Raw genomic sequence first — 13,330 nt, 5'->3', positions numbered from 1 at the left:
AGTTCATCCTGAACGCCTGGACGAAAGAGCCCGATCGCTTCAGGCTCGATCCGTCACACCTCATCCCGGGACCGTACACCTAACCTCGTTCTCGCAGACTGCTCTCCGGTACGGCTGGAAGGGTGGTGTAGGGGGATGAAGGGCGTGGACACGATTGCGCGCATCCGGCGCGAGTTCTTCACCTGCGGTCGCGCGATCAAGGACATCGTCCGCGACCTGCACGTCTCCCGCAACACGGTCCGGAAGGTCATCCGGTCGGGGGCCACCGCCTTCGCCTACGAGCGTGAGGTGCAGCCGCTGCCCAAGCTCGGGCCGTGGCGCGACGATCTCGATCGGATACCGACCACCAATGCCGGCAGGTCTGCCCGCGAGCGGCTGACGCTGATCCGGATCTACGAGGCGCTCCGCGGGCTCGGCTACGAGGGCGGCTACGACGCGGTGCGCCGCTACGCCAAGGGGTGGAGGCGCACGCGCACCGCCGTGACGGCCCCCGCCTTCGTGCCGCTCGTCTTCGCCCCGGGCGAGGCCTACCAGTTCGACTGGAGCTACGAGATCGTGCTGATCGGCGGCACGACCACGACGGTCAAGGTCGCCCACGTCCGGCTCTGCCACTCGCGCATGTTGTTCGTGCGGGCCTACCCGCGCGAGAGCCAGGAGATGGTGTTCGACGCCCACGACCGGGCGTTCGCCTTCTTCCGCGGCATCTGCCAGCGCGGGATCTACGACAACATGAAGACCGCGGTGGAGACGATCTTCGTCGGGTGCGAGCGCGCCTACAATCGCCGCTTCCTGCAAATGTGCTCGCACTACCTCGTCGAGCCGGTGGCCTGCACCCCGGCCTCGGGCTGGGAGAAGGGGCAGGTCGAGAACCAGGTCGGACTGGTGCGCGAGCGGCTGTTCACCCCGCTCGTCCGGGTGAAGAGCTACGAGGAGCTGAACGCCCTGCTGCTTGATGGGGTGATCGCCTACGCCAAGGCCCACCCGCATCCCGAGCAGTCGGCTATGACCGTGTGGCAGGCCTTCGAGGCCGAGCGGGCAGCCCTCGTTCCCTATGCCAGCCGCTTCGACGGCTTCCACGCCATCAGCGCTTCGGTGTCCACGACCTGCCTCGTGCACTTCGACAACAACCGATACTCGGTCATGGCCTCTGCCATCGGCCGCCCGGTCGAGCTTCGTGCCTACGTCGAGCGCGTCGAGATCCGGCAGGACGGTCGCGTCGTCGCCGAGCACGAGCGCGCCTTCGGCCGGGATCAGACCGTATTCGATCCTTGGCACTACGTCCCCGTGCTGGCCCGCAAACCCGGTGCGCTCTGGAACGGCGCACCGTTCAAGAACTGGGTGCTGCCTCCCGCCCTCGAGCGGGTCCGACGCAAGCTCGCCGGCAGTGCCAGAGGGGACCGGCAGATGGTGGAGATCCTCACCGCCGTGCTCGCCGACGGGTTGCCGGCCGTCGAGGTGGCCTGTGCCGAGGCGCTGCGCGAGGGCGTCCACTCGGCCGACGTCGTCCTCAACATCCTCGCCCGGCAGCGCGAGCCGACCCCGCCCGTCACCATCCTGACCCCCGAGAGCCTGCGGCTGCGCCAAGAGCCGGTCGCCGATTGTGCCCGCTACGACAGCCTGAGGAGCCCCCCATGATGGAACGCCAGAACATCCTCGCCACCATGGGCGAGCTGAAGCTCTTCGGGATGAAGGCGGCCTACGACGAGATGATCAAGGTCGCGGTCAAGCGCACCCACGAGCCGCAGCAGATCGTCGGCGACCTGCTCCAGGCCGAGATTTCCGAGAAGCAGGCGCGTTCGATCCGCTACCAGATGACGATCGCCAAGCTCCCCCTGGCCAAGGACATCGCCGAGTTTGCTTTCGATGGCACTCCGATCAACGAGATCCTGGTGCGCGACCTCGCTGGCGGCGAGTTCCTGGCCCATCAGCGCAACGTCGCGCTGGTTGGCGGCACCGGCACGGGCAAGACCCATCTCGCCATCGCGATCGCCTGGGCCTGCATCCGAGACGGGGCACGAGCCCGGTTCTACAACGTGGTCGACCTCGTCAATCGGCTCGAAGCCAAGGCGGGCGCCGGCCGGGAGGGCCGCGTCGCCGACCATCTCGCTCGGCTCGACCTCGTGGTGCTCGACGAACTCGGCTACCTGCCGTATGTGATACCCGCTCCGCCAAAACAGGTACAAGCCAACATCCTGATTCTTATGGAAACTCGTGCAAAGACTAACACATAGAGCGGCAATGCTCCCAGGGATCAATCACTTTGTGACGCAGTTTTTAGGTATATTATTAACCACCAAGTTTATGTCGTATGATATACTAATAAACAATCTGCAATAACAATTGGTCGGAGATAAATTAAATGATTATCAAATTATAAACCTATATGAATATTTTGTTTTGCAGTGACTTCGCATGGACGAACGGATGATCGGATGAATTACATAATGATATCAGAAAAAATCAGAACGCTTTTTTCGGCGCGCAACCCAAAGCATGGTTTTCCAGCTCGCGTAGCAGGGATAGAAGCGATTGTATTAAAAAATACAGTGATATCGAATGAAATGCTAAAGCTTGGATCAGACTCGCAAATCGAGTTCAAGCTCAAAAAATTCCTACTCGCCAATTCAATTCTTGTTCATTTTCGGATCGAGGCAATTTCCTTAAATACTGATTCTGCACCAAAAATCTATCTTGATTATGGCTTAGACTATAGTGAGGCCATGGCACTTTCCATGATTCCCGCAGGTACAGACGGTTGGGAATGCTACATCCCTACCCCCAATCTGCTGAAGAAAATTCGCCTCGACATTTCTGAGTTTCCCGCAACTGTTAATTTAAAATCAATTGTCGCACAACGCGCTTCTATCAATAATATTGTTACCAGTTTCTTGTCCATCGAAGAAAATCATAGAGCACATATTACCCGCAGGAAGATTGAATACGGGATAGACCTTCTTAATCGATGCGTAGGACGTATTGTAGATGGGAATGAACAAGCTAATCATGGTTTTATCGCCGAAGCAATCGCATCGGCCTTAAATCATATTCCGACCAAGAAATACGACATTGATGATAATTACCTAGCTTGGATAGCACGCTATGAAACCCTTACAGAAACAGACCGCGAATGGATGGCCCAAAAGATAAAAGGGTTCGCGCGGAAAATTACCTTCTCAATTTTGATGCCCGTGTATTCGCCACCTTTAGGTCTCCTTTCTGAAGCGATTGAGTCGCTCCTTAGCCAGACCTATACTCACTGGGAACTCTGCATTGCGGACGATGCCTCCGATGACGAGGCTGTTCGTAGCCTTATCCAGGACTATGCGCAGCGAGATGAACGTATAAAGTTTATCTTCCGTGAAGAAAATGGCCACATCTCACGGGCCACAAATTCAGCCGCGGCCATCGCTTCTGGCGAATTCATTGCATTGATGGACAATGATGATCTACTGCCCCCTCATGCCTTATTTACCGCAGCCTTCTACATCCAAGCCAACCCGGGCTGTCGCATGCTTTTCTCGGATGAAGACAAGATTAGTCTATCCGGCTTCCGTTGCGATCCTTACCGGAAGGGTACGTTTGATAGGTTTCTGATGTATGGCCACAATATGTTCAGCCATCTTGGAATCTATGAACGTGAGTTATTCGATTACGTTGGTGGACTACGGGTGGGCTACGAGGGCAGCCAAGATTACGACCTTACGTTACGGTGTATGGAGTACTGCGCAGACGAGCAAATTGTGCACATTCCACATGTGCTGTACCATTGGCGTCAAATTCCGGGCTCGACCTCGCTTGCGCCAAGCGAAAAAAGTTATGCCTTTGACGCATCAAAGCGCGCGATAAACGATCACTTCGCGCGTAAGGGGTATGCACTTCAATCTGTAAACGCCGAGGTCCCTGGTGTAGCTGCCGTCCGGACCTTAATGCAGCCGAGCCCTGCCTCTATCAGTGTCGTGATCCCGACGAAAGATGGAATCGATTTTCTCAGGGCGTGCGTCGATTCCTTGATGGCCTATCCAGACCTAATGACCGATATCGTCATTGTTGATAATGGCTCGAAAAATATTGAGACACTTGAATACCTTGATAGCCTCGCGCAGGATTCTAGCCGTGTTACCATCGTGAAGGATGGAGGCAGTTTTAATTTTTCGCGTATCGTAAACTACGGCGTCGCTAACGCGCGCGGTGAAATTATATGTCTTCTAAACAATGACACGGAGCTTCTCTCTGGGAAGCTTTATGAGCGCGCCCGAGCTTGGCTTGCGATGCCTGATGTCGGCGTAGTTGGCGCACGTCTTCTATACCCCGACTACACTCTCCAGCATTTCGGAGTCTATGTCGGGGTTGGCGACCATCAGGTTGCCGACCATGTTTATGTGGGGCTTCCGGAACACGTTCATGACCAGTTCAGTAAAAGCCGGCTGCTGCAACAGTTCTCAGCGGTAACGGCGGCGTGCCTATTTGTGCGCAAGGCTGATTATCTGGCTGTAGGAGGTTTCGACGAAAATCTAGCGGTCGCCTACAATGATGTCGACTTTTGCCTTCGCATCCGAGAGCGTGGCTTAAAGATAATTTGCGATCCCGAGATCAAGCTTATCCACAAAGAGTCGCAGAGTCGGGGTCATGACAATAGTCCGACGAAGGCCGCCCGCCTTATTAGTGAAGCCGCAATTGTGCGCGAGCGAAGGGGAGGACACTTGGACGACCCGTTTTATAATCCAAATTTCTCGCGCGCCAATCCACGTTTCCAGCTTTCCAGTAAAACTACAATTCCAATCCCTTGGAAACGAAATTTTGGCTACGACGTAATTTGAATTTAGCGGTATGAATCGAAATTATTTTTGTGTACTATAAGGGTTTTACCTTATCGTGTGTGATGTCGGCAGAAGGGTGGCCGTTGGCCCATAGTACTTAACCGTCTCCTCTCCACCTGACCGAGGACAAGCGCACGCGCCTGCCAGGGCTCGTCCGGCGCCGCAATGTCGGCCAAGCCTTGGCTCAGCGCGCGAATTGTGCTGGATAGGAAACTCATACAACCATTTAGAGCGCCTAACAGAACCGTTTGATCTGGTCGAGTGTGATGAGGCTGGCCGCGAGGCTTGTGAAGGCCTCGTAGATGTCGGTGCGTCGTTCGTAGCGGATGGGCAGGCTGCGGAAGCGGTTGAACCAGGCGTAGGTGCGCTCCACGATCCAACGGTGCCGACCGAGTGTCTCGCTGCTCTCGACACCGCGTCGGGCGATGCGCGGCACGATCCCCCGCACCCGGCACTCCTGGCGGCGGGGTCTGGCATCGTAGGCTTTGTCAGCATGCAGCTTGTCCGGGCAGCGTCACGGTCGCCCGCGCCGACGACTCCGCAGAGGTGGGATGGTATCGAGGGTGGCCGCCATCATGACACTGTCGTGCTGGTTGGCCCCGCGCAGACAGAAGCCGAGCGGGGTGCCGCGCGCGTCGGTGACGAGGTGACGTTTCGTGCTCGGCTTGCCCCGGTCCGTCGGGTTCGGGCCGGTGGCAGGCCCCCCTTTTATGGATAGCCCGCCCCTCACTGGGCTTCACTGCTAGGTTTGCTGTGTGGCTCACACGAGGGATGGAGCGGACCGATGGCCATTGCGATATTTGAGATCGATCTGGGCAAGAACAGCTGCAGCCTTGTCGGACAGGATGCGACCGGTCGGGTCGTCTTGCGACGCCGGATGCGACGCGAGACGGTGATGACCTTTGGCGCGACGCTTCCGGCCTGCATCATCGCCATGGAGGCGTGCTGTGGCGCGCATCACATGGGCCGGGCGCTCGCCGCTCAAGGCCACATCATCCGGCTGATGTCGCCGGAATACGTGCGCCCCTATGTCAAGGCCCAGAAGAACGACGACCGTGACGCCGAGGCGATCGCAGAGGCTGCGACGCGTCCGGCCATGCGGTTCGTCGCGCTGAAGTCGGAAGCGCAGCTCGACATGCAAACTCTGCACCGGGTGCGCGACCAGCTCGTGGGCGAACGCACGGCCTTGATGAACCAGATCCGGGCCATCCTGCTGGAGCGTGGTCACATCGTCCCACAAGGAGCTGCCAAGCTTGCCGCCAGCCTGAACACCCTGCTCGATCCCGACACCGCCGCGGACATCACGCCACGAATGCGCAGCCTCGTGGCCGACGTGCGGGAACGTTGGCAGTCCCTCGACGAACGCATCGCAACGCTCGATGGCGAGTTCGCCGAACAGGCCCGGACCGACGAGAGTGCTCGCCGGCTCACCACCATCCCGGGCATCGGTGCACTCAACGCGACAGCGCTGGTTGCGGCGATCGGTGACGTGGCCACCTTCGCCCGCGGGCGTGATCTGGCGGCCTAGCTCGGCCTCGTGCCGCGGCAAGTTACGACTGGCGGACGACCACGCCTTCTCGGGATCACCAAACGCGGCAGCAAGTACCTGCGCAAGATGCTGATCAAGGGTGCACGGGCGGCGATGCCGACCCTTCGCAAAAGCGATACGCGGATCGGCCAATGGCTCCGGGGCCTGCTGGCGCGGGCACATGCTAGAGCGTTTTCGGTTTGCGCTGATTCGATGGGATGGGGTTCACGCAGAGGCTGGGGGCTGATTCACTGAACGCTCTGGAAGAGGAGGTACAGATGGGACGGCCCTACAGCCAAGATCTGCGCGAGCGGGTGGTGGCAGCCGCGGCAACGACCCCGCGCCGGCAGGCGGCCGCGCGGTTTGGGGTCGGCGTCGCGACCTCGATCCGCTGGATGGCCGCGCTCATGACGACCGGGACGGTGGCGGCCCGCCCGCAAGGACGCGTGCGCCGCTCGAAGCTCGACCCGCACGAGGGCTTCTTACGCGGCCTGATCGACAAGAAAGTCGACATCACCCTGGAGGAGATGCGTACCCGGCTTCGGGACGAGCACGATCTGATTGTCGGGCTCGGCACCCTGTGGAGCTTCCTTGACGCGCGAGACCTCACCTACAAAAACGTATGGCCCGCCCCATCTGCAAGCGGCATGTGCGAGTTGATCTGACCGGTCTGCGCCAACGTATCCGGTCTCGGGGGCGTGCCCCGGCCAAGATGGAGTTCCGCACACCCTGGTCCTCATAAAAGACACGGCGTCGAGCGCCATATTTTGTGCCAGGATCACAGGGTGCCGGTTCAACGGTCAGGCCATCTCGCTTCCACCGCCCGCAGACATCGTCGATCGCCGGGCCGGGCCGGGCCGGGCCGCCGTGGCGATCGATCTCGTTTAGGCCGTCACAGGCTGGCTGACCCTGGCCGCGTAGCCCTCGCCGGGGCGGAGTACCGCCCAGGCGATCCTGGCCAACTTGCCGGCGAGCGCCACGACGACCTTGTTCTTATGAGCACGGCCGACGAGGCCACGCAGCCACTCGCCAATCAGGGTCTGGCCTGCCGAGAGCGACGGCAGAGCCGCCCGCGCCCCGTGGATCAGGAGCGTGCGCAGGTAAGTGTTGCCCTGCTTCGTGATGCCGAGGAGCCTTGGTTTGCCGCCGGTCGTCGCTTGCCGCCGTACCAAGCCCAGCCAAGCCGCGAGATCACGACCGGATCGGAATGTCTCGCCCGTGCCGATTGCGGCAACCAATGCGGTCGCGTTCAGCGCCCCGAACCCTGGAATGCTGACGAGGCGGCGTGCGGCCTGGTCCTCGCGGGCCCTGGCTACGAACTCGGTCGTCAGCGCAGCAATACGGCGATCCAGCTCGCCCCATTCCAGGCGCATGTCTTCGATGAGGAGACGAGTGCGCGGACTTAAGGTCGAGGGTGGCTCGATTGCGGGATCGAGCATCTCCGTTAGGAACCTCTCAAGCTGCGGACGGCCCTTTGCGACGACAATACCTCGTTCCAGGAGCACGGCGCGCAGTTCGTTGATCAATGCCGTCCGCTGTCCAACAAGGCGCGTCTGGGAACGATGAAGGATCTGCGCGTCCAGCTGCGCCTCGCTCTTCAACTCGACGAAGCGCATTGTCGGCCGGGTCGCGGCCTCTGCGATCGCTTCCGCATCCCGCTCGTCGTTCTTCTGCGCTTTGACGTAGGGCCGGATGTACTCCGGCGACATGAGTCGGACCTCATGGCCCTGCTCCCGCAGGATGTGGCCAAGGTGGTGAGCGCCGCAGCACGCCTCCATCGCCATCGTGCAAGCCGGCAGTTTGGCGCCCAGCCGGACAACGCCGTCTCGCGTGAGTCTCCGCCGAAGGACGACACGGCCCGTCTCGTCGAAACCCGCGACGCTGCAGCTGTTCTTACCGAGATCGATACCCAACACGGTGATCGCCATCGTTCTCTCCTCTCCCAGACCACGTCAGCTTAGCGCCGACGCCGAAGGAGGGGCGGGCCATCGCATAATAGACAGCCCACGCCACGGAGCAGGGCCGCCCGGACGTGAAGGCGGCCCGCGAGGCTTGGTTCGAGGACCAGCCCGATCTCGATCCGGCCCGCCTCGTGTTCCTCGACGAGACTTGGACCTCGACCAACATGGCCAGCACCCGCAGGCGTTCATTTCATCAGTAAACTTTGGGGCGGAGTGTATTTTCCATAGCTGCTTCTGGACTTGAAATGCTATTTATGCACGGTCAAGCCAACGTGTGATCCATCGAGCTGGAGCAGGAAACGGTCGCACTTGAGGAGGCTCTACGAGGTGAGGCAATGCACCCTGGTGACATTTGGATCGACAAGACCAGAACCAATCAGTCTCTCCGCCAATCATGCCTAGCCCAACCGGTGCGCCCAGCGCTTCATCACGTTTGAAGCGACCAGCGGCCCATACCTGTTGCCAGCGCTCTCGAATGTTGAGGTCCGCGTCCGCCCAACCCAGCCTATGAATCCCACACGCGGCAAAGATCCGCTTCGCCTCACACTGTGCTGGGACCCAGACCCAGGCGGAGAAGACGTATACAGATGCCGGATCAAAGGCAGCTGGGTCGACAGCTTTCATAAAGGACGTGTGCCCGAGTTGTACCGCCTGCCCCATGTGACGCCGCAAACGCGGATTGAATGTCACAGGGTTTGGCCCGCGGCAGGTCGTCTGTAGGGCCTCCACTGGTAGATCATATCTAGCAGCATAGGCGGCGTCACAAAGACTCACCCATGGCCTCAGGTCGACCGCCCAAGCCTCCTGAATGGCAAAACGCCGGATAGAGCCTTCAAAAATGTTATCGCCGGTCCTCTGGACGGAGTGTGGCTTCCAAGCCGCGCCCGCGGCTTTCACGCGCAACAGCGGGGTGGCACCTCTGGACTGAAGCGCAACGGCAAGACGTTCAAAGTCCGCGTCGGTTTCACCCTGGCTTTCTGTACGGACCAGCATGTTAGCTCCAGATGCCAGCTCCTCAAGAAAAACTGACTTTAGGTGCTTTGTCCGACTATATTCGTTTTCTAGAAGCTTCTCGGGCTCAATGGAACCGACGAGCTGCATTGTATTCCACCAAATGTTATAGCGATTGCTGCGGCAGTAAAAAGCCCCCGTCTCTGTCTCCTCGACGCACAGATCGCCCATCACACCGAAGTCCTCGAATTCGGATAGGAGGCCACGCACGAGAGCAGCAACCGGCGTGTAAGCAAAGCGTAACAGACCTGATGGTTCGACACCGCAATACCTCTGGACGAAACCGAACTCACAGTATCCGCCAAGACTCCGAAACGTCCTCATGCGCGCGGGAAGGTCTGCTATCATCGGACTCGAGATAGGGGAGAGTGAGATCGCCATCGCCCTATCTATCCGAATTACCGTTCGGATGCATACTCATATTAGGCGCGTTGTCTGCTAACCCTATCACGACGCGGCATCGGCTAACTTGGGATGCCGGGCCTGAGAACATCGAAAATCCCGCGTGGCGGATGCCGGCGGGGCTGAGGAGGAGCGATGACCAAGAGCAAGAGCGAAGGCAAGGCCGTTCCGGAGTCGATATCTCAACCTGCTGAGCCTGAACTCGACGGTTCGCCCGCGGGTCTTCGTGCTCTCGCCGAGCGCATCGAGGATAAGGCAAGCACCGGGTTCTGTGTGCCGGGCTTAGCCGTCGGGATCTACGCGGAGGCCATGCGGGCTTTTGCGGGGGAGCAGGAATGAAGAAGCCCGACGCGCCGTGATAGCGGCCGGACCTCGCTTAAGCTTCTCGCAATTGTTGCTGCCTGGTCAGGCGTTCAGCATTGCAGCTGTCGCAACGTGAACAGTGAACCCTGGCCCTTCATCGACCCAGTTGGCGCCAGCCGAGCCCTGATTGATGCCATAGCTTTCCGCGGCGCTCGCTGAGTAGTGGTGGTTGCCGGTGACCGTGTTGTAGAAGCGCTCAAGCGTGAGGCCCTCCGTCCCAGCCAAGGATGCATCTTTGTAGGCCTCAAAGGCTACACCCTCATAGTTGTAAGTATGCTGATTGGCGATGATGCTATCGCGTTCACCCACGCTGGTGGTCAGGAAGTGCGTACCATGCACTGTGTCGTAGAACCGGAACACGTCGATGGTGTCGGCGCTCTTGATAGGTGCAGCCCATTGCGCCCCCTCATACTGGAAGTTAGGCATGCTGGCCAAGATGCTATTTTTTTCAATAACATTAGTCGTGTAAAAATGATCATAAGTGTTCGTATCATAAAATCTGTAAACTGTATCGGTCAATAGCTTTATCGTGTTTTCGATAGTTTGGTCCGCAAATACGATACGTTCTATCGACCATAGCGAATCGATCCCGTCGGTCCCCAAGCGATCGCTTACGGTTGTCTTTGAACCAGAATGAGTGATGTCGTAGCTACTCAGAGGCTTGTCGTAAATTGCCGTGTCGTAACCAGCTCCGCCGAGCAACACGTCTGATCCGGTGCCACCCTTAAAACTGTCATCGCCTTCGCCTCCCCAAGCGAAGTCGTCGCCATCATTCAGCAGAAATACGTCGTTCCCAGCCGATCCCAGCACGGCGTCTTTGTGACCTGCTGGTAATACAACCGCAGCCTTTTGATCTCTTAAATCTACGTTAAAGCGATAGATAACGTCGCTGTGTTCTTGGATAAGGTTGACTGAGTTGAAAAACTTGCCAACGAAATTTGCGGCGGGTCCGTCTCCGCGATCCACTGTTTCAACCATCTTTCGGCCGAATTGGCGGAACAAGCTCTCTGACTGCGCGTCCCAAGCGCTGCCATCAAAATCGCTGCTCCCAACACCACGAATGCCGTCATCAAGATGCTTAAGAATTCCGCCAAGTTGTTCCTTCAGAGTGGTTCTTATATCAAGAACTTTTTCGATTGATTCTTTGTACGGGATAAGATAATCCAATCCCCTTGCTTTGGCAAAATTATCTAGGGCATCTGTAACTTGTTCAGAAAACTCGTCCGTAGCCCCCGCTCTAACCGCTTCAATAGCTACAGCCCCATATCTATCCTTTAGTGCTACAGCATTTGCTCCGGTAGCTTTTGCGAGGTCGATAGCAATCTGCTTGAGTTCAGCACCCTTCGCCCCAAGATCTAGGACTTGCGCAGCGGCTCCTGCAACGGCAGTTGAGATCCACGTTCCGGTTTTTTCATCAAAGTGGAGCGGACGAGTTTCCGACTTGAATTCATCTGCATTGGCGACAGTCGGACGAAGAAAACCCAGTCCCTCTGGAATATTTGATATGTTGATGTCAACTGTTTGAGATAATTCGCTGCCCTTAGAGAAGGCATCAACCTTGTTAATCCACTCGCCCCAGCTTGATGTACGCTGACCCGTGGGATTGCCAACGGTGATGAGGTAGCGACCAGCAGTAGTCGTAAAATTGACATTCGGGTCAGCGCTAATAAGAACCCCAACTGGCTGGCCGCTAATCTTAATAAAGTATTCATCTGTATAAATAGTTGTAGTTGATCCAAATTTCTCTGTTTTTGAGTTTTCAAAGTTTATTTGGCTCGAGTAAAATGTGACTGCCAGCCCGTTTTGGAGTGAACGCCCCGCCGCTGCCAAGTCATCACTCTTTGACTCGAACGTCCCGTAACTGCTGTATTGCGTAATCCCGTTAGTTATAATTTTTCGATAAATCTGCGGGAATGCGAATGTTTCACTCGTTAATAGAGGAGTATTTGACGGCAGTCCTGCTGCTTCTGAACCCTTTGGGTAAACCACCTCAACCAAATCCGGAAGAACCGATATTTGCTGCTGACCAGGACTGACTGGCAGCTTGAATACATCTACATCATTAAAATCATTCATCATTCCTGTTTGGGCAAATGATAATGTCTTAGCGGATGCAAAATCAGCCCCGGCCTCATCAATCCCTGGCATTTCAAGCTCCACTTAATCTGTTGATTCAAACTTCATTAAATATAAAAAATTAACTTGTCCAGTGCGAAGAGTAGCTTCCACAACTGAGTCTTACTCCGCCTTCTCAGTGATCGCGGCCCTGGGCGCGAAAAACTTCAAAACGAGGAATGCCCGCGAGCGGTCATCCCGCGGAGCTGTTCAAGTTTCGTGCTCGGTCCGGAGACGTTGAGTGTTACACGTTCATCATGCCGGCTGCGTTCAAGGCTCGTGAGCGCATTAGAAGCCCGCCGCTACCGGGGCGGCAGGCTTCTTCCCTATCGATGATTCAGGTGAACAGGAAGTCCGAGGTGCCGACGTAGTTCAGACCGTCCTTCACAACGACGCTGCTGTCCCAAGCGCTGGAGTACAGAACCACATCGGAACCGTTAACTACGGAAACCTGTAGAGTCGCGGCAAAGCCTGCGCCAAAGCCCTGAAATACAATGGTATCGTCGCCATTCTGGTCGAAGTCGAGCACAATATCCGTGCTGCCTGCCTGCTCCGGCCGAAACAGGAACATGTCGTTACCTGCCCCGCCCGTGAGTGTGTCGCCACCCTCGCCACCGATCAACACGTCGGCGCCTGCGCCGCCCTGGAGATTGTCGCTCCCAGCGGCACCGAACAGCACGTTGGCGCCGGCGTCTCCGATCAGCACATCGTTGCCGCCAGAGCCGTAGAGGTTCTCGATGTTGACGAGGAGGTCGCCGTTAGCATCTCCGCTCGAGCCGGTACGCGCGCTCAGATCGACATATACTGCTCCGGCCGAACTCAGGTAGGAGGCGGTGTCGTTGCCGGCCCCACCGTCGAGATAGTCCGCTCCTCCCATTCCCTGAAGGGAGTCGTCACCCAAGCCCCCGATCAGCTCATTCCCAAGGGCGCTTCCATACAAGATGTCGCTAAAGGTCGACCCCACCACCGACTCGATGTTGGTAAGCGTGTCACCCGTCGCGTCACCCCCGGTAGCAACTCCGGCCCCTAGGACTACGAACACGGCGTTGCCGGAATCGCCATAGTACGCGTAGTCTACGCCGTCTCCGCCATCGAGGTGATCTGCGCCCGCCCCGCCCACCAGCGTGTCGTTG

At 57.8% G+C, this 13,330-nt stretch carries 5 protein-coding genes and 6 pseudogenes; 7 read left to right on the top strand and 4 right to left on the bottom strand.

What is annotated here, in order from left to right; translation table 11 throughout:
- Positions 1–135: 135 nt before the first annotated feature.
- The 3 genes and pseudogenes from istA to ACLBWX_RS22240 form a co-directional block, all read left to right on the top strand.
- A pseudogene (istA, locus tag ACLBWX_RS22250) lies at positions 136–1,623 on the top strand (IS21 family transposase); the annotation flags it as partial.
- A gap of 11 nt (positions 1,624–1,634) precedes the next feature.
- Positions 1,635–2,153, top strand: a pseudogene (locus tag ACLBWX_RS22245) (ATP-binding protein); the annotation flags it as partial.
- Positions 2,154–2,432: 279 nt separating this feature from the next.
- Positions 2,433–4,817, top strand: a complete 2,385-nt coding sequence (locus ACLBWX_RS22240; RefSeq protein WP_447679126.1) for a glycosyltransferase family 2 protein — start codon at positions 2,433–2,435, stop codon at positions 4,815–4,817.
- 235 nt (positions 4,818–5,052) lie between these two features.
- Here the strand turns inward: ACLBWX_RS22240 and ACLBWX_RS22235 are convergent.
- A pseudogene (locus ACLBWX_RS22235) lies at positions 5,053–5,526 on the bottom strand (IS5 family transposase); the annotation flags it as partial.
- A 75-nt stretch (positions 5,527–5,601) separates the two neighbouring features.
- Between ACLBWX_RS22235 and ACLBWX_RS22230 the strand changes: the two are divergent.
- Together ACLBWX_RS22230 and ACLBWX_RS22225 are read left to right on the top strand one after the other, a co-directional pair.
- Positions 5,602–6,600: pseudogene (locus tag ACLBWX_RS22230) on the top strand (IS110 family transposase).
- A 23-nt stretch (positions 6,601–6,623) separates the two neighbouring features.
- Positions 6,624–6,962 (top strand): annotated as a pseudogene (locus tag ACLBWX_RS22225) (IS630 family transposase); the annotation flags it as partial.
- Positions 6,963–7,229: 267 nt separating this feature from the next.
- Here the strand turns inward: ACLBWX_RS22225 and ACLBWX_RS22220 are convergent.
- Entirely contained in the window at positions 7,230–8,273 is a 1,044-nt protein-coding gene (locus ACLBWX_RS22220; RefSeq protein ID WP_447679125.1) for an IS110 family transposase, read from the bottom strand.
- 71 nt (positions 8,274–8,344) lie between these two features.
- On the opposite strand from ACLBWX_RS22220, the pseudogene ACLBWX_RS22215 reads away from it, so the two are divergent.
- A pseudogene (locus ACLBWX_RS22215) lies at positions 8,345–8,476 on the top strand (IS630 family transposase); the annotation flags it as partial.
- Positions 8,477–9,854: 1,378 nt separating this feature from the next.
- Positions 9,855–10,058 carry a hypothetical protein gene (locus ACLBWX_RS22210; RefSeq protein WP_447679124.1) on the top strand — a complete coding sequence of 68 codons (204 nt, stop codon included), beginning with the start codon at positions 9,855–9,857 and terminating at the stop codon, positions 10,056–10,058.
- A gap of 66 nt (positions 10,059–10,124) precedes the next feature.
- Here ACLBWX_RS22210 and ACLBWX_RS22205 read toward each other — a convergent pair whose 3' ends face one another.
- Both ACLBWX_RS22205 and ACLBWX_RS22200 read right to left on the bottom strand, forming a co-directional pair.
- Entirely contained in the window at positions 10,125–12,230 is a 2,106-nt protein-coding gene (locus tag ACLBWX_RS22205) for a hypothetical protein (RefSeq protein ID WP_447679123.1), read from the bottom strand.
- Between the two features lie 304 nt (positions 12,231–12,534).
- On the bottom strand, positions 12,535–13,330 hold a 796-nt coding region (locus ACLBWX_RS22200; protein WP_447679122.1), incomplete at its 5' end, for a calcium-binding protein.

This window comes from Methylobacterium sp. M6A4_1b (genome assembly GCF_053345175.1).
Note: the sequence above shows the minus strand (reverse complement) of the source record. Positions and strands in the feature narration are given on the sequence as shown.